At 74.0% G+C, this 16,613-nt stretch carries 13 protein-coding genes; 3 read left to right on the forward strand and 10 right to left on the reverse strand.

Going from position 1 to position 16,613, the window contains the following annotated elements:
* Positions 1 to 106: 106 nt before the first annotated feature.
* Both ABZ576_RS14675 and ABZ576_RS14680 read right to left on the reverse strand, forming a co-directional pair.
* Positions 107 to 3,124: an EAL domain-containing protein gene (locus ABZ576_RS14675; protein WP_360739878.1), complete on the reverse strand. Its 3,018-nt coding sequence runs from the start codon at positions 3,122 to 3,124 to the stop codon at positions 107 to 109.
* A 386-nt stretch (positions 3,125 to 3,510) separates the two neighbouring features.
* Entirely contained in the window at positions 3,511 to 4,488 is a 978-nt protein-coding gene (locus ABZ576_RS14680; RefSeq protein WP_360739881.1) for a 2-hydroxyacid dehydrogenase, read from the reverse strand.
* Positions 4,489 to 4,563: 75 nt separating this feature from the next.
* On the opposite strand from ABZ576_RS14680, the gene ABZ576_RS14685 reads away from it, so the two are divergent.
* Positions 4,564 to 5,565, forward strand: a complete 1,002-nt coding sequence (locus tag ABZ576_RS14685) for an aldo/keto reductase (protein WP_360739884.1) — start codon at positions 4,564 to 4,566, stop codon at positions 5,563 to 5,565.
* A 121-nt stretch (positions 5,566 to 5,686) separates the two neighbouring features.
* Complete coding sequence (locus tag ABZ576_RS14690) at positions 5,687 to 6,823, forward strand: PQQ-dependent sugar dehydrogenase (RefSeq protein ID WP_360740068.1); 1,137 nt, start codon at positions 5,687 to 5,689, stop codon at positions 6,821 to 6,823.
* 27 nt (positions 6,824 to 6,850) lie between these two features.
* Here the strand turns inward: ABZ576_RS14690 and ABZ576_RS14695 are convergent, their stop codons facing one another.
* The 5 genes from ABZ576_RS14695 to ABZ576_RS14715 form a co-directional block, all read right to left on the reverse strand.
* A complete protein-coding gene (locus ABZ576_RS14695; RefSeq protein WP_360739887.1) occupies positions 6,851 to 9,940 on the reverse strand; it encodes an AAA family ATPase in 3,090 nt (1,029 codons plus the stop codon).
* A 188-nt stretch (positions 9,941 to 10,128) separates the two neighbouring features.
* On the reverse strand, positions 10,129 to 10,335 hold the full coding sequence (locus tag ABZ576_RS14700) for a hypothetical protein (RefSeq protein WP_360739889.1): 207 nt from the start codon (positions 10,333 to 10,335) through the stop codon (positions 10,129 to 10,131).
* Between the two features lie 195 nt (positions 10,336 to 10,530).
* A complete protein-coding gene (locus tag ABZ576_RS14705; RefSeq protein WP_360739891.1) occupies positions 10,531 to 11,217 on the reverse strand; it encodes a hypothetical protein in 687 nt (228 codons plus the stop codon).
* A gap of 35 nt (positions 11,218 to 11,252) precedes the next feature.
* Positions 11,253 to 11,825: a GNAT family protein gene (locus ABZ576_RS14710; RefSeq protein ID WP_360739893.1), complete on the reverse strand. Its 573-nt coding sequence runs from the start codon at positions 11,823 to 11,825 to the stop codon at positions 11,253 to 11,255.
* 159 nt (positions 11,826 to 11,984) lie between these two features.
* Positions 11,985 to 12,305, reverse strand: coding sequence for a hypothetical protein (locus ABZ576_RS14715; protein ID WP_360739896.1), 321 nt, complete (start codon positions 12,303 to 12,305; stop codon positions 11,985 to 11,987).
* A gap of 76 nt (positions 12,306 to 12,381) precedes the next feature.
* Here ABZ576_RS14715 and ABZ576_RS14720 point away from each other — a divergent pair, with 76 nt between their 5' ends.
* Positions 12,382 to 13,188: a methyltransferase domain-containing protein gene (locus ABZ576_RS14720; RefSeq protein WP_360739898.1), complete on the forward strand. Its 807-nt coding sequence runs from the start codon at positions 12,382 to 12,384 to the stop codon at positions 13,186 to 13,188.
* Between the two features lie 157 nt (positions 13,189 to 13,345).
* Here the strand turns inward: ABZ576_RS14720 and gatB are convergent, their stop codons facing one another.
* Genes gatB through gatA form a run of 3 tightly spaced genes read right to left on the reverse strand, consistent with a single transcriptional unit; the run spans position 13,346 to position 16,612 of the window.
* Positions 13,346 to 14,860 carry an Asp-tRNA(Asn)/Glu-tRNA(Gln) amidotransferase subunit GatB gene (gatB, locus tag ABZ576_RS14725; RefSeq protein ID WP_360739900.1) on the reverse strand — a complete coding sequence of 505 codons (1,515 nt, stop codon included), beginning with the start codon at positions 14,858 to 14,860 and terminating at the stop codon, positions 13,346 to 13,348.
* Positions 14,861 to 14,876: 16 nt separating this feature from the next.
* Positions 14,877 to 15,116, reverse strand: coding sequence for a hypothetical protein (locus ABZ576_RS14730; RefSeq protein ID WP_360739902.1), 240 nt, complete (start codon positions 15,114 to 15,116; stop codon positions 14,877 to 14,879).
* Positions 15,113 to 16,612, reverse strand: coding sequence for an Asp-tRNA(Asn)/Glu-tRNA(Gln) amidotransferase subunit GatA (gene gatA, locus ABZ576_RS14735; RefSeq protein WP_360739905.1), 1,500 nt, complete (start codon positions 16,610 to 16,612; stop codon positions 15,113 to 15,115). The genes ABZ576_RS14730 and gatA overlap by 4 nt, the downstream gene beginning before the upstream one ends.
* Position 16,613 lies beyond the last annotated feature (1 nt).

The raw sequence follows: 16,613 nt of genomic DNA on the forward strand, positions 1-16,613 counted from the left end.
GATTCCGGATCGTCCTCCGGTGGTTCCCAGCTCAGCCGACGCGCTGTCCAAGTACGAGAATTCGGGTGCGCATGGCACTGACCCTCCCCCCGGCACGCACCACGTGTCAAGTAGGTGGGACGGGAGTCTCAGAATGTGAGCGACGGGCACTGCCGCCTCCGAGGACAGCGGGAACACCCCCTGTGTACACCCCCTGCGGCTCTCGCGCACTGCCCGCGAAGGCGGGCTCGGCCGGGGCGTGCGGCACCGGGTAGTGGCCGGATCCGAGCGCCCGGCGCAGCCGGTACTCCTCCAGCGGACCGGCGAACGCCATACCCTGCCCGTGGGTGCAGCCCATCGCGCGCAGCGTGACCACCTGCTCGGGCAGGTCCACGCCCTCGGCGACCGACTGGAGCCCGAGATCTCCGGCGATCCGCAGCAGACCGCTGGTGATCTTGTGCAGCCGCGCGGACTCGACCACGCCCTCGACCAGGCTGCGGTCGAGCTTGAGGATGTCCACGGGCAGCCGCCGCAGGGCCGTGATGGCCGCGTGGCCGCTGCCCAGGCCGTCGAGCGCGATCCGCACGCCGAGCCGGCTGAGCGTGGTCAGCCGGCGCTCCAGCTCCTCCAGGCAGACCCGGGGGTCGGTGTCGGCCAGCTCGACGACCAGTGCGCCGGGCGGCAGCCCGTGCCGGGTCAGCAGCGCCTCCACCGAGTGCAGCGGCGTCGAGCGGTCCAGCAGCCGCCGGGCGCTCAACTGGACCGCCACCGGGGTGACGAGTCCGGTCGCGGCCCGCTCGGCCGCCCGCTCCACGGCCTCCTGGAGTATCCAGCGGTCCAGTTCGGCCGTCTTGTCGCCGTCCTCGGCCACCCGCAGGAACTCCGCCGGCGTGAACAGCACCCCCTGCGAGGAGCGCCAGCGCGCCTGGGCGGACAGGGCCGTGACCCGGCCGTCGTCGAGGCTCACCACGGGCTGGTGCAGCAGCGTGAACTCGCCGTCGTGCAGTGCGGCGCGCAGGCGCGTGGCGAGCTCCGCCTTGCGTACGACGTCCTGCTGCATCTGCGGCCGGTACAGCTCGACCCGGCCTTTTCCGGCCGACTTCGCGCGGTACATCGCGAGGTCGGCGTTGCGCAGCAGTTCGCCCGCGCCGAGGCCCGGTTCGGCGAAGGCCACGCCGATGGAGGCGTTGACCCGGACGTCGTTGCCGTCGATGGCGTACGGCTGGGAGAGGGTCGTCCTGAGGCGGTCGGCGAGTTCCAGGATGTTCCGCTCCCGGGCGGTCCGGTCCCGGGTGCCGTCCCCGGCGATCAGGGCGGCGAACTCGTCGCCGCCCAGCCTGGAGGCCGTGTCCCCCTGCCGGACCGCGTCCTGGAGTCTGCGGGCGGCCTGGACGAGCAGTTCGTCGCCGGCCTGGTGGCCGATCGTGTCGTTGACGGCCTTGAAGCCGTCGAGGTCGATGAAGAGCACCGCCGTACCGCGCAGGGCGGCGCCCCGGTCGGTGGCGCGGCGGCCGGACAGCGCCTGCTGGACGCGCTTGGTGAACAGCGCGCGGTTGGGCAGGTCGGTGAGGGGGTCGTGTTCGGCGTTGTGCTGCAGCTGCGCCTGGAGGCGCACCCTCTCGGTCACGTCCCGGCTGTTGAAGATCAGCCCGCCGTGGTGGCGGTTGACGGTCGACTCGACGTTGAGCCAGCCGCCGTCGCCGGAGCGGAACCGGCACTCGATGCGCGTGGTGGGCTCTTCGAGCGGGCTGGCGGCGAGGAAGCGGCGCACCTCGTGCACCACGCAGCCGAGGTCCTCGGGGTGGATCAGGCCGGCCAGTTCGGTGCCCACCAGTTCCTCGGCGGGCCGGCCGTAGACACCCGCGGCGGCCGGGGAGACGTACCGGAGGATGCCGTTCGGCGCGGCGATCATGATGACGTCGCTGGAGCCCTGCACCAGGGAGCGGAAGTGGTTCTCCTTCTGCGCCAGTTCCTGGGTGAGGGTGATGTTGTCCAGCAGCATGATGCCCTGCCGGATGACGAGTGCCAGCACCACGGCACCTGCCGTGATCAGCACCACGTGGTCGGGCCGGCGGCCGTTGAGGACGTTGTACAGGATGCCCAGGGTGCACACGGCCGCGGCGAGGTACGGGGTGAGGGCGGCCAGGGAACCGGTGAGCGGCCGGCCGGCCGGGTACCGGCTGCGCTCGCCCCCGGGCACGGGCGCGAGCAGGTGGTGGCCCGTGCTCCGCTGGCCCGGCACGTGCTCGTGGACCACGCGCGTGTGCCCTGCGCCCGCGCGCGCCTCCCGGGCGCCCGGGTGCCGGGGGGCCGCCCAGGGCGCGTAGGCGAGCAGCAGCGAGCCGGCGAACCAGCCCGCGTCCAGCAGCTGCCCCGAGCGGTAACTGCTGTGCAGCAGCGGCGAGGTGAACAGGGCGTCGCACATCACGGTCAGCGCGAGCGCGCCGATCGCGGTGTTCACCGCCGTGCGGTTGCCCGGGGCGCGCCGGAAGTGCAGCGCGAGGACCATGCTGACGAGCGCGATGTCCAGCAGCGGGTACGCCAGCGTCAGCGCGGCGTGGGCCACGCTCGACCCGTCGAACCGGGCCGCCTGGGCGAGCGCCAGGCTCCACGAGAGGGTGAGCAGCGAGCCGCCGATCAGCCAGGCGTCGAGTCCCAGGCAGATCCAGCCCGCCCGGGTCACCGGCCGCTTGGCGAGCACCAGCAGGCCCACGATGGCGGGAGGCGCGAAGCAGAGGAAGAACAGGTCGGCGTAGCTGGGGCTGGGCACGGTCCGGCCCAGGACGACCTCGTACCAGCCCCAGACCGCGTTGCCCATCGCGGCCATGGCCGAGGAGAGCGCGAACAGCAGCCAGGCCGACCGGAACCGCACCCGGCGGGTGCGGGCGTACAGGAAGCAGGAGACGGCGGCGGTGCCCGCCGCCGCGCTGAGCCCGAAGTCGCCCATGACCAGCGCGATGACGTCCGTGCCCCAGTCGAAGGCGGCGCCGACGGCGTAGGCACCGCAGATCAGGGCGAGGACGAGTTGCTCCAGCAGGCGGCCGCCGTCGCCGGCGGCCGGCCTGCGGGGCGGCGGCGCCTCGTGCGGGTGCGGTGCGCGCACCGCTCCGTCGAGGGGGGTCGTGACCGAGGGCGGCGCGCTCACCGGGGCCTCCCCGTGCGCGCCGCTCCCGGGTCCTGCCGGTCCCGGTGCGCTGGGTGTGTGTGCCTGCGACGACCGCTGTGCCTGCGCTGGTGCTGGCTGTGATGGCTCGCGTGGTGGCCGCGCCTGCGCGTGGCCGTGCGCCAGGGTCGCCGTCGGCGGCTCCGCCGCGTCGGATCGTTCGTCCATAGGCCGTGCATCGCCCGTCGCCCCCCTCACAAATCTGAAATGTCCATCCCCGGCGCCGAACGGTCAGCGGCGCAGCCCCTGTCGGGACGATACACCAGTATCGTCACTCAGGGACATAGCGTCTCTACGCTCCGTGACGACCAGCGAGGATGCGGGTACGGACCGCGCCCGAAAGGTTGCGGAGGGTGCGTAAACGGCGGTCAGCGTCCGTTTGCTCCCGCGGTTTCGGGTCCGGTCGTAAGGATCACGTTTCGCAGCGGCTCCTGGTTCACCCACCGGGTCAACTGGTCCACGAGCAGCCGCCGGGCGCGCGGCAGGAAGGCCGACGACGGCCCGCCGACATGCGGGCTGATCAGCACTCCGGGCGCCTGCCACAGGGGATGGCCCGGCGGCAGCGGCTCGGGGTCGGTCACGTCCAGGGCCGCGGTGATCCGGCCCCGCTCCAGCTCGGCGAGGAGCGCCCCGGTGTCCACCACCGGTCCGCGCGCGACGTTCACGAGCAGCGCGCCGTCCTTCATCCGGGCCAGGAACCCGGCGTCGACGAGGCCGCGCGTGGCCTCCGTGAGCGGGGTGCAGAGGATCACGACGTCCGCCTCGGGGAGCAGTGAAAGCACATCGGTGATCGGATGCACAAGACCGCGCGCCGTGGTGCGCCGGGAGCGCGCGACGCGCGCCAACCGCGCGAGTTCGAACGGCGCGAGCCGGTCCTCGATGGCGGCACCGATGGCCCCGTAGCCGACGATCAGGACGCTCTTGTCGGCGAGCGAGGGGTGGAACCCGCCCTCCCAGCGCTCCTGCTGCTGGGCGCGGACGAAGCCGGGGATGCCGCGCAGCGCCGCCAGGGTCAGGGTGAGGGCCAGCTCGGCCGTGCTGGTCTCGTGCACCCCGCGCGCGTTGCACAGCCGCACGCCCGGCGCGATGTCCGACAGCCGTGCGGTCATGTCGTCGACGCCGGCGGTCAGTGTCTGGATGACCCGCACGTTGGTCAGCCGCGTCAGCGGATGTGCCCGCACCGGCCACCGCTTCATGTACGGCACCACGTACACGGCGCACTCCGCCGGGTCGCCGGGGAACGGCTGCTCGCCGTCGTCCCCGCCGTCCCAGAACAGATACCGGGGCCCCTCGGGCAGCCCTTCGATCTCCTCGGGCGGAATGGGAAGCCACACGTCTCCAGTCATGCCAGGAGGCTATGTCAGGCACATGTGTGCCCAGAGGTTAGGTTGGGGGCCGGGCAGAGGGAGGGCTACGAGCAGGTGGAGCGCAGGACGATCGGCGCGGGGGCGCTCGCGGTGGGGGCCGTCGGACTCGGATGCATGCCGATGAGCTGGGCGTACAGCGGATCGCGGCAGCGGGGTGACGAGTCGCTCAGAGCCGTGCACCGGGCGCTCGACCTGGGCTGTGACCTGCTGGACACCGCGGACATGTACGGCCCGTTCACCAACGAGCTGCTGCTCGGCCGGGTACTCAGGGAGCGGCGCCGGGACGCCTTCGTGTCCACGAAGGTCGGACTGCTGGTGGGCGAGCAGCACATCGTGGCCAACGGCCGCCCCGGCTATGTGCGGCGGGCCTGCGACGCCTCGCTGCGCCGGCTCCAGACGGACGTGATCGACCTGTACCAGCTGCACCGCGCCGACCCCGAGGTGCCGGTCGAGGAGACCTGGGGCGCGATGGCGGACCTGGTGCGCGCCGGGAAGGTACGGGCGCTGGGCCTGTGCGCGGTGGGGGTGCGCGGCGGGCGCCGTCCGGGCGGGGCCGGGCTGTACGACGCGACGCTGCGGCAGCTGCAGCGGGTGCAGCAGGTCTTCCCGGTGAGCGCGGTGCAGGCGGAGCTGTCGGTGTGGTCGCCGGAGGCGCTGCGGACGCTGCTGCCGTGGTGCGAGGCGCGCGGTGTGGGCTTCCTGGCGGCGATGCCGCTGGGCAACGGCTTCCTGACCGGCACCCTGACGCCGGGCGAGGGCTTCGAGCGGGACGACGTACGCGCCCGGCACCCCCGGTTCACCGCCGAGATGATGGCGGCCAACCAGCCGATCGTCGCGGGACTGCGCCGCATCGCCGGCCGGCACGGCGCGGAGGTCACGCCGGCCCAGGTCGCGCTGGCCTGGGTGCTGGCCCAGGGCCGGCACGTGGTGGCGCTGCCGGGCACCAAGCGGGAGCGCTGGGCCGCGCAGAACGCGGCCGCCGCCGGGCTGCGGCTGACCCCGGAGGACCTGGCGGAGGTGGCGCGGCTGCCGGCCGCCCAGGGGTCCTGGGACTGAGGTTCCCGCGACGAGTTCCCGGGGACCGGGGACCCGGGCGGCACCGGAGGTGTAAGAGAGAAGGAGGAGCCTGGTGTTCCGCCACCGCGTCGAAGGGACCGTGAACGTGCGACGTCGAGCCCTGCCGGCCGTCCTGGCCGGGACCGCCCTGCTGCTGACGGCCGCCTGCACGTCCGGCGACGGTGACGTCCCGGGCGGGCGGCGGACCGGCACGCCGGCCGGTGCCGGCGCGTCCGCGCGCGCCACCGCCTCCGCGCCGCCGGCCAAGGGGTCGGTGCAGGTGCTGCGCACGGTGGCCGAGGGCCTGAAGACACCGTGGGGGCTGGCCGCCCTTCCCGGCGGCGGCCTGCTGGTCTCCTCCCGGGACGAGGGCACGATCACCCGCGTCGACGACAAGACGGGCCGCAAGACCGAGCTGGGCACCGTCTCCGGCGTCTCCCCGGCCGGCGAGGGCGGTCTGCTGGGCATCGCCCTCTCCCCCGACTTCGCCTCGGACCACATGATCTACGCCTACTTCACCTCGGCCTCGGACAACCGCATCGTCCGCGTGCTGTACGACGAGCGGAAACCGGCCGGTGAGCAACTGGGCGCACCCGACACGGTGTTCAAGGGCATCCCCAAGGGGTTCGTGCACAACGGCGGCCGGATCACGTTCGGTCCGGACGGCATGCTCTACGCGGGCACCGGCGAGAGCGGGCGGGAGGGGCTGGCGCAGGACCGGACGTCGCTGGGCGGCAAGATCCTGCGCATGACGCCGGAGGGCGAACCGGCGCCGGGCAACCCCTTCCCCCGCTCGCCCGTGTACTCCTACGGCCACCGCAACGTCCAGGGACTGGCCTTCGACGACCGGCAGCGGCTGTTCGCCTCGGAGTTCGGCCAGGACACCTGGGACGAGCTGAACGCGGTCGCGCCCGGCGGCAACTACGGCTGGCCCCGGGCCGAGGGCAGGTCCTCCGACGCCGCCTTGCGCAACCCGCTGGCCCAGTGGCGCACCGACGACGCCTCTCCCAGCGGCATCGCCTACGTCGACGGGGTGATCTGGATGGCGGGCCTGAAGGGCAGCCGCCTGTGGCGCGTCCCGCTGAACGGCACGTCCGCCTCGGCCGCCCCGCAGGCGTTCCTCACCGGCGCCTACGGCCGCCTGCGCACGGTGGTCCCGGCGGGCGGCGACAAGGTGTGGCTGGTGACGAGCAACACGGACGGCCGGGGCTCACCCGCGAAGGGGGACGACCGGGTGCTGGAGGCCCGGGTGAGGTGACCCGCGCCCCCGCGCCGCCGGGGGCCGTCACCCCGTCGCGAGTCGTTCCCCCGGGCCCGGCGCCGGGAACAGCTCCAGCCGGTGGGCCAGTGCCGCCGCCTCGCCCCGGCCCGAGACGCCGAGCTTGCTCAGGATGTGGGAGACGTGGACGCTCGCGGTCTTCGGCGAGATGAACAGTTCCTCGGCTATCTGGCGGTTGGTGCGGCCGGCCGCGACCAGGCCGAGCACGTCCCGCTCCCGGCTGGTGAGGCCGAGCGCCGCGACCGGGTCGGTGGGGGCCGGCGTCCGCCGCGGGGCGTGGGGCAGGGACAGGCGGGCGCGCTGCGCGAGCCGGGTGACGGCGTCGGCGAGGGGGCGGGCCCCGAGGTGGGCGGCGGTCGCGGATGCCGGCCGGAGCAGCTCCACCGCGCGGTCGCGTTCCGTGTCGCCGCCCTCCGCCAGCAGCGCCCCGGCCAGGCGGTGGCGGACCCGGGCGAGGTCGTAGGGGCGGTCCAGGCACTCGAAGGCGGTGACCACCGGGGACCAGGTGCCCGACGTGTCCCGGCCTTCCGCCCGGAGCAGTTCGGCGCGGGTCCACTGGCCGTACGCCTGCCACAGGGGGACCCCGGTCGTGAGGTTCCGTACGGCGGCGGAGAGCCGCTCCAGGGCCTCGGCGCGGCCGGGCTGGGCGGCGGGCAGGGTGCGGGCGTCGGCCTCGGCGGTGGCCGCGGCCCGCAGCAGCGGCCAGGCGTAGCGCTGGGTGCCGGGCGGGAACCCGGCGTCCAGGGCCGGGAGGAGTGCCGCGCGGGCGTCGGCGACGCGTCCCTGTGCGGCGGCGATGCCCAGGGCGATGCGGGTCAGGGGCAGCAACTGGTGGGGCGTCGGGTCGTGGGTGCCGTAGGCGGCGCGGGCGGCGGCGAGCTGGCCGGCGGCCTCGGCGAGGTCGCCGCGGGCCAGGGCGAGGTGGGCCAGCCGCTTGGCTCCGGCGCCCCGGGGCTTGGCGCTGTGGCCGACCCGGGTGGCGTGCGCGGCGGCCTCGGCGGCCTCGTCCCACCGGCCGAGCGCGTAGAGCGCGTCCGACAGGTTGCCCCACACCCACGCCTGGGAGTCCAGCAGTCCGTACCGGTGGCAGAAGTCGATGCCCTCGCGCAGCAGGGGGACGGCCTCCCGGTCCCGGCCGACGCTCTGGAGCCTGGACGGCAGGTTCACATAGGCGCGGCCCGCCACGTGATGGATGCCCTCGGCCCGCGTGTCGGCGAGCACCTGACGCATCTGCGCGAGGCCGGCCTCCGGGTCGCCGGACTCGACCGTCAGGCCGCCGAGGGTGAGGCGGGCGTGCAGTTCGGTCTCGCGGGCGCCCACCATCCGCGCGTACTCCACGGCCCGCTCGGCGGCGGCGAACGCCTCGGGTCCCGGTTGGTGCTGCATGGACCAGCTGGCGGCGACCGCCAGCACCTCGGCGTGCACTTCCGACGGCGGCAGGCCCCGGACCAGGTCCTGGGCGGTGGCCAGCTCCTTCCAGCCGTCACCGCGGCCCTGGGCCTGGACCAGCCGGGAGCGCTGCACCCAGAACCAGGCGGCGCGCAGCGGGTCCCCCTGGCCCGCACCCTCCCGGCCGCTCGGGGAAGGGTCGTGCCGCTCCTCCTCCAGGAGGCGCAGGGCCCGTTTGGTGATCTTCAGGGCGCGTTCGCGTTCGCCGCCGAAGCGGCCCGCCACGGCCGCCTCGGCCATCAGGTCGAGGTAGCGCAGCGGGGTGGTGGCCGGGTCGCAGCCGCAGGGGGGATAGACCTCGGTGTAGTCGACCGGGCGCAGGGCGGCGCGCACCTCCTCCGGGGCGCTGTCCCACAGCTCCATCGCCCGTTCCAGCAGCCCGAGTTGTTCGGTGTAGGCGTGCCGGCGGCGGGCGACGACCGAGGCGGCCAGGACGGCGGGCAGGGCCTTCGCGGCGTCGTGCGCGTGGTACCAGTAGCTGGCCAGGCGCATGACGCGGGCGTCGGCGGGGACGAGGGCCGGGTCGGCCTCCAGGGCCTGCGCGTACCGGCGGTTGAGCCGGGAGCGTTCGCCGGGCAGCAGGTCGTCGGCGACGGCCTCGCGGACCAGGGAGTGCCGGAAGCGGTAGCCGTCGCCGGCCTGGGTGACGGTGAGGATGTTGGCGCCGACGGCGGCCCGCAGCGCCTCGATGAGGTCGTCCTCGGTGGCCCGGGCCACGGCCGCGATCAGCGGGTACTCCACCGTGGAGCCGCCCTCGGCGACGATCCGGGCGACCCGCTGGGCGCTCTCGGGCAGCGCCTCGACCCGGACCAGGAGCAGGTCGCGCAGGGAGTCGGTGAGACCGGCGCACCCGCCGGCGCGGGCGGCGACGGCGAGCTCCTCGATGAAGAAGGCGTTGCCGTCGGAGCGTTCGTAGATCTCGTCCACCTGGGCGGGGTCGGGTTCGGCGGCGAGGATGCCGGCGATCTGGCGGCCTGCCTCCTCGCGGGTGAATCGGGACAGTTCGAGGCGGCGGACGGTGCGCAGCCGGTCCAGCTCGGCGAGCAGCGGGCGCAGCGGGTGGCGGCGGTGGATGTCGTCGGAGCGGTAGGTGGCAAGGACGAGGAGGCGGCCGGCGCGCAGGGTGCGGAAGAGGTAGGCGAGGAGGTGGCGGGTGGAGGCGTCCGCCCAGTGCAGGTCCTCCAGGACGAGCAGGACGGTGTGCCCGGCGGCGACCCGCTCCAGCAGCCGCGCGGTGAGCTCGAAGAGACGGGCCATGCCCTGTTCGTCGTGGCGGCCGGCGCCGGCCTCGCCGAGGTCGGGCAGCAGCCGGGCCAGCTCCTCCTCCTGGCCCGCCGCCGCGGCCGCGAACTCCTCGGGCAGGGCGTCCCGCAGGGCGCGCAGCGAGGCGGAGAAGGGTGCGAACGGCAACCCGTCGGCGCCGATCTCCACGCAGCCGCCGACGGCGACGACGGCACCGCGGCCGGCCGCGGCCGCGGCGAACTCCTCGACGAGGCGCGTCTTGCCCACGCCCGCCTCGCCGCCGAGCAGCAGTGCCTGCGGCTCGGCCGCGGCGGCACGGGCGAGCGCGTCGTTCAGCGTGTCCAACTCGTCGGTGCGGCCGACGAACACGGGACTGACGGACCTGGTCTCCACGGGCCCGAGCATCGCACGAGCCCGGGACGGCCGGGCACCTGTTTTCCACAGTCCCGGTGTGATGGTCGTACCGCCGGCCGCCATGGTGGCCGGCCGGGCCGCGGGCCCGGACGGAAGGGCCGTACGGGTCCGCGGGGACGCCGTACGGCCCTGGTCCGGTGGGCGGCCGACCCCCGTCCGGCCGCTCCGCGCCCCCGCGCTCACGTGGTGCGCGGCAGCCGGTGCCGGCGGGGGCGGTCGGTATGCGGCTCGGCGACCGGGGCGCCGTGGTCGGCATGCCCGGCACGGGCGGCACGCGCGGCGCGGGCGGCGCGGCGCAGCCGGACGGCCTCGCGTACCAGACGGTCGTGCTGGGCCGCGCGGCGCAGTTCGGCGGCCCGGATGCGGTGGAGTTCGAGCTCGTACATGGCGGTTCCTCCGGGAGGGACGGTGTCGTGCGTCGCTTTCCGCGACACCCTCACTCTCGTCCCCCAGGGGGGTGCGCCACATCGGGAGGTTTCCGCATCTCCGGCCGGCCGGCGGGCCGTTCGCGCGCGTTAAGGGGCCTTAGGCGTCCGTGAGGTGCTCGCGGATCGCCTAAGGCCCCGGTGAGGCGCGGTCTCTCAGCCGGTCGAGGGCAGGCCGAGCAGCGCGTCGGAGTACTTCAGGACGGCCAGGACCAGGCCGATGACGCCGAGCGAGACGCCGGCCCAGGCGACCGACCTGATCCAGGCGGCCTGCGGGCGGCCGGGGGTGCCGAAGGCGGGCCTGACCAGCACGACCACACCGGTGACCAGTGCGGCCAGCGCGAACAGGCCGGCCCACAGCGCGGTGGTGTGCCAGGCGTCGCCGTAGACCTCCTTGATCTGCCGGGCGACGCTCGCGGTGGAGGACGTCCGCAACTGGCCGATGAGCTGTTCGCGGGCGGACGCGACGGTGCCGATCCAGCCGCCGCTGAGCGAGACCAGGCCGAGCACGACGGAGACGACGGCTCCGGCGCCCTGACCCGCTCCGGCGCCCTGGCCGGCCCCCGCGGACGCGGTCTCCCCGGCGCGCGCCGCGCCCCCGGCCGCACCGTCACCGGCGGCCTCACCGGCGGCAGTTCCCCCGGTGCCCTCGGCGGCGGTCTCCGTGGGGCCCCCGGGGGCCGTCTCCGCGGTGCCCCCGGGGGCCGTCTCCGCGGTGCCCCCGGGGGCCGTCTCCGCGGTGCCCTCGGTGGTGCCGGCTGCCGCCGTCGTCTCGTCGTCCGTGCGCGCCCCGGGGCCGGTCTCGGTGCCGGCCGCGGCGCCTTCCGCTGTCTTGGTTGCCATGCCCGGCACCGTACGGACGCTGTCTGAGAGGGCTCTTAACGCTCGCTGTGCGCGCCACGCTCGCGTGCGGCACGCCACTCCGGCGCGAGCACCGCCCAGATCTCGATGTCGGCGCGCACCCCGCGGTGCGGGGAGAGCTCGCGCAGCACGCCCTCGCGGGTCATGCCGAGCCGCCGGGCCACGTTGATGCTGGGCTGGTTGGCCGAGGACACCCGCCACTCCACCCGGTGCATGCCGCGCTCCTCGAAGGCCCAGTCGAGCAGCACCCGCAGACCGCGGGTGACCAGCCCGCGTCCGGCCGCCGCCGGCTCCAGCCAGCAGCCGGCCTCGCAGACCCCGCTCGGGGTGTCCCAGACCCGGAACAGCAGCCCGCCGACGAGCTTGTCCTCCAGCCAGATGCCGTGCACGCCGCCGGCGTCGGCGGCGCGCTTGTCGGCGTACGACGCCAGCCAGGCGTGGGCGCCGGCCGCGTCGGACACCGCGTCCGCCAGCCCGATGTGCCGGCCGATGAACTCCCGTCCCCGGTCGATGTTGTCGAGGAGCTCCCCGGCGTGCCAGACCTCCAGGGGCCGCAGCTCCGCACCGTCACCGAGCGATATCGCGTACATCGTGCCGCTCTTCCTTCCGCAGTTCGTCCAGCGGGACAGGGCGAGCCTCTCACGCGCGGCGCGGTCCGCGGGCCGTGCGCCGTACCGGTGGGCATACGCGCGAAAGGGCGGCGGCGGTGCGGGACGGCCCGGGCGCCCTCCGCCGGAGCGCACGGCCCGTCAGTCGAACTGGTCCCCGAGCGCCATGACCATCGTCCCCGCGATCAGCAGCCACAGGGCCCTGCGGGTACGGCCCTGGGAACCGAGGACCGCCGCGAGAGCGCAGACGGCCGCGCCGAGGGCGTAGGCGGCGGGGACCCCGGCCGGTGCGGCGCCGGTCAGGCGCAGGAGGGCGGCGGCGAGCCCGGCGAGGCAGAGGAGCACTCCGGTGCCGGCCGCGGTCCAGCGGGCCCGGCGGGCGTCCCCGACGTACTCCTCGGCGTACTCCTCCCCGTCCTCGGCTATCGACGGTTCGGGGCCGGAATCGGTACGTCCACTCATGGCGGGCGAGCGTAGCGCCTCCGTCCGGGAAAACCGGGTGCGGGGCCTCCTCCCCGGCTGCTAGTCATGGATGCTTGTGACCGAGACGAACGAGACACCGCACCCGGCCGACGCCCTCGGCGGCCGCCTCAGCCTCCCGCAGTACCCCCGCAGCAGCCGCTACGACGCCCGCTGGACCATCGAGAACCAGATGGGCCCGCACGCCCTGTGGCTACTGGAGTGGCTGGCACCCGCGCTAAGGCTGGAGGGCCTGTCCCCGGACGCCCGGGTGCTCGACCTCGGCTGCGGGCGCGCCATGACCTCCGTCTTCCTGGCCCGTGAGTACGGCGTCCAGGTCACCGCGGCCGACCTGTGGGTCAAGCCCGACGAGAACGCCGTCCGCCTGGCGGAGGCCGGCGTCGCCGGGCAGGTGCTGCCCGTGCACGCCGAGGCACACGATCTGCCGTTCGGCGAGGGCTCGTTCGATGCCATCGTGTCCGTCGACGCCTACCAGTACTTCGGCACCGACGACCTGTACCTGCCCTCGCTGACCCGGCTGCTGCGGCCGGGCGGGCGGATCGGGGTCGTCGTACCGGCACTGCGGGAGGAGATCGACGGGGCCGAACCGCCGGAGCACCTGAAGCCGTTCTGGGAGCCCGCCTACTGGTGCTTCCACTCCGCCGGCTGGTGGCGGCGCCACTGGACGCGCAGCGGGGCCGTGGAGGTCGAGACGGCCGACTGGCTGACCGACGGCTGGCGCGAGTGGCTGCTGTGGTGCGAGGTCGTGGCCGGGCACAGCACGGACCAGTGGCACGTCGAGATGGCCGGCCGGTGCGCCGAGATGCTGCGCGCCGACCAGGGCCGCACCCTGGGCTTCGCCCGGGTCGTGGGGCGCCGCGTCTGATCCGGCGCCGGGGCGGACACGACGAGGGGGATACGCCGGAGGGGGCACTCCGGGGGGACATGCCGGAGGGGACATGCCGGAGGGGGCATTCCGGAGAGGACATGCCGGAGGGGGATGCACCGGGGCCGGCGCATCCCCCTCGCGGTGGGTACGGGGATCAGCCCTCCTCGACACCCAGCTTCTGGAGGATCAGCTCCTTCACGCGGGCCGCGTCGGCCTGGCCGCGGGTGGCCTTCATGACCGCGCCGACCAGGGCGCCGGCCGCGGCCACCTTGCCGCCGCGGATCTTGTCCGCGATGGCCGGGTTGCCGGCGATGGCCTCCTCGACGGCGGTGGTCAGCGCACCCTCGTCGGAGACGACCTTCAGACCGCGCTTCTCGACGACCTCGTCCGGGGTGCCCTCGCCCGCGAGGACGCCCTCGATGACCTGACGGGCCAGCTTGTCGTTGAGGTCACCCTTCGCGACCAGCTCGGTGACCCGGGCCACCTGCTGCGGGGTGATCGCCAGCTCGTCCAGCGCCTTGCCGGACTCGTTGGCGCTGCGCGCCAGTTCGCCCATCCACCACTTGCGGGCGGCGGCCGCGTCGGCACCGGCGTCGATCGTGGCGACGATCGCGTCCAGCGCACCGGCGTTGAGGATCGCCTGCATGTCGGTGGCGGAGATGCCCCACTCGGCGAGCAGCCGGGTACGGCGGGCCAGCGGCAGCTCCGGCAGGGCCGCGCGGATCTCCTCGACCCACTCACGGGACGGGGCGACCGGGACCAGGTCGGGCTCCGGGAAGTACCGGTAGTCCTCGGCCTCCTCCTTCACGCGGCCCGAGGTGGTGGAGCCGGTGTCCTCGTGGAAGTGGCGGGTCTCCTGGACGATCGTGCCGCCGGACGACAGCACGGCCGCGTGGCGCTGGATCTCGTAGCGGGCGGCGCGCTCCACCGAGCGCAGCGAGTTGACGTTCTTGGTCTCGCTGCGCGTGCCGAACTTCTCGGCGCCCTTGGGCATCAGCGACAGGTTGACGTCGCAGCGCATCTGGCCCATCTCCATGCGGGCCTCGGACACGCCGAGGGCACGGATGACCTCGCGCAGCTCACGGACGTACGCCTTCGCGACCTCGGGGGCGCGCTCGCCGGCGCCGACGATCGGCTTGGTGACGATCTCGATCAGCGGGATGCCGGCGCGGTTGTAGTCCAGCAGGGAGTGGGACGCGCCGTGGATACGGCCGGTGGCGCCGCCGACGTGCGTCGACTTGCCGGTGTCCTCCTCCATGTGGGCGCGCTCGATCTCCACGCGGAAGGTCTCGCCGTCCTCCAGCTGCACGTCGAGGTAGCCGTCGAAGGCGATCGGCTCGTCGTACTGGGAGGTCTGGAAGTTCTTCGGCATGTCCGGATAGAAGTAGTTCTTCCGGGCGAAGCGGCACCACTCGGCGATCTCGCAGTTCAGCGCGAGACCGATCTTGATCGCGGACTCGACGCCGGTCGCGTTGACGACCGGGAGCGCGCCGGGCAGGCCGAGGCAGACCGGGCAGGTCTGGGTGTTCGGGTCGGCGCCGAGCGAGGTCGAGCAGCCGCAGAACATCTTGGTCTTGGTGCCGAGTTCGACATGGACCTCAAGGCCCATGACGGGGTCGTACGACGCCAGCGCGTCCTCGTACGACACCAGGTCGGTCGTGGTGGTCACGGTGAAAACTTCCCTCTCAGCCCAGCAGGACGTCGTCGTCGCCCAGCCGCTTCAGCTCGCGGTAGAGGATGGCGAGGCCGGTGACGATGCCTGCGGCGGTGACGACGGCGTCGACGAGCCGCAGCGTGTCGTTCTCGGCGCGGGCCTTCTTGATCTGCTTCATGGCACCGACCGCGCCGAACGCGGTGGCGGCCATGGACACGTACGTACCGGACCTGGACTTCTTGAAGCCCTTGGCCTTGGACAGTGCGCTCACAGCGACGGAGCCTCCTCCAGCAGCGGGTGACCCCACTTTTCCACGAAGGCGGCCTCGACGGCGGCGCCCACCTTGTACAGCCGGTCGTCCTTCATCACCGGGGCGATGATCTGGAGGCCCACCGGGAGGTTGTCCTCCGGGGCGAGGCCGCAGGGCAGGGACATGGCCGCGTTGCCCGCCAGGTTGGTCGGGATGGTGCACAGGTCCGCGAGGTACATCGCCATGGGGTCGTCGGCGCGCTCGCCGATCGCGAAGGCGGTGGTCGGGGTCGTCGGGGAGACGATCACGTCCACCTGCTCGAACGCCTTGTCGAAGTCCTGCTTGATGAGCGTGCGGACCTTCTGCGCGGAGCCGTAGTACGCGTCGTAGTAGCCGGAGCTCAGGGCGTAGGTGCCGAGCATGATGCGGCGCTTGACCTCGGGGCCGAAACCGGCCTCGCGGGTGAGGGAGGTGACCTCCTCGGCCGAGTGACCGCCGTCGTCACCGGTCCGCAGGCCGTAGCGCAGGCCGTCGAAGCGGGCGAGGTTGGAGGAGCACTCGGACGGGGCGATCAGGTAGTACGCCGACAGGGCGAGGTCGAAGGACGGGCAGTCCAGCTCGACGATCTCGGCGCCCAGCTCCTTCAGCAGCTCGACGGACTCGTCGAAGCGCTGGATGACACCGGCCTGGTAGCCCTCGCCGCGGAACTGCTTGACCACGCCGACGCGCATGCCCGCGACGCTGCCGTTGCGGGCGGCCTCGACGACCGGCGGGACCGGGGCGTCGATGGAGGTGGAGTCCAGCGGGTCGTGGCCGGCGATCACCTCGTGCAGCAGCGCCGCGTCCAGGACCGTCCGGGCGCAGGGACCGCCCTGGTCGAGGGAGGAGGAGAAGGCGACCATGCCGTAGCGGGACACCGCGCCGTACGTCGGCTTGACGCCGACCGTGCCGGTGACGGCGGCCGGCTGGCGGATCGAGCCGCCGGTGTCGGTGCCGATGGCGAGCGGGGCCTGGAAGGCGGCGAGGGCGGCGCTCGAACCGCCGCCGGAGCCGCCGGGGATCTTGGTGAGGTCCCAGGGGTTGCCGGTCGGGCCGTAGGCGCTGTTCTCGGTGGAGGACCCCATGGCGAACTCGTCCATGTTGGTCTTGCCGAGGATGACGACGTCGGCGGCCTTCAGCCGCTTGGTGACCGTCGCGTCGTACGGCGGGATCCAGCCTTCGAGGATCTTGGAGCCGACGGTGGTCGGGATGCCCTCGGTGGTGAAGATGTCCTTGAGCGCGAGCGGGACGCCGGCCAGCGGGCCGAGCTTCTCGCCGCGCTCGCGCTTCTCGTCCACGGCGCGGGCCTGGGCGAGGGCGCCCTCGCGGTCGACGTGCAGGAAGGCGTGCACCTTCTCGTCGACGGCCTCGATGCGCGCCAGGTGCGCTTCGGTGACCTGGACGGCCGTCAGCTCGCCGGAGGCGATCTTCTCGGCGGTCTGCGCCGCCGTGAGCTTGATGATGTTGTTGTCCGTCATG

Origin of the sequence: Streptomyces sp. NPDC013455, assembly GCF_040632975.1 — a bacterium.
In the GTDB taxonomy this organism is placed as follows: Bacteria; Actinomycetota; Actinomycetes; order Streptomycetales; family Streptomycetaceae; genus Streptomyces.

Excerpts from the sequence above, each read along its gene's own strand:
- ABZ576_RS14680 (WP_360739881.1), bottom strand. The coding sequence starts at position 4,488 with ATGACTGGAGACGTGTGGCTTCCCATTCCGCCCGAGGAGATCGAAGGG.
- ABZ576_RS14695 (WP_360739887.1), bottom strand. The coding sequence starts at position 9,940 with ATGCTCGGGCCCGTGGAGACCAGGTCCGTCAGTCCCGTGTTCGTCGGC.
- ABZ576_RS14700 (WP_360739889.1), bottom strand. The coding sequence starts at position 10,335 with ATGTACGAGCTCGAACTCCACCGCATCCGGGCCGCCGAACTGCGCCGC.
- ABZ576_RS14705 (WP_360739891.1), bottom strand. The coding sequence starts at position 11,217 with ATGGCAACCAAGACAGCGGAAGGCGCCGCGGCCGGCACCGAGACCGGC.
- ABZ576_RS14710 (WP_360739893.1), bottom strand. The coding sequence starts at position 11,825 with ATGTACGCGATATCGCTCGGTGACGGTGCGGAGCTGCGGCCCCTGGAG.
- ABZ576_RS14715 (WP_360739896.1), bottom strand. The coding sequence starts at position 12,305 with ATGAGTGGACGTACCGATTCCGGCCCCGAACCGTCGATAGCCGAGGAC.
- gatA (WP_360739905.1), bottom strand. The coding sequence starts at position 16,612 with ATGACGGACAACAACATCATCAAGCTCACGGCGGCGCAGACCGCCGAG.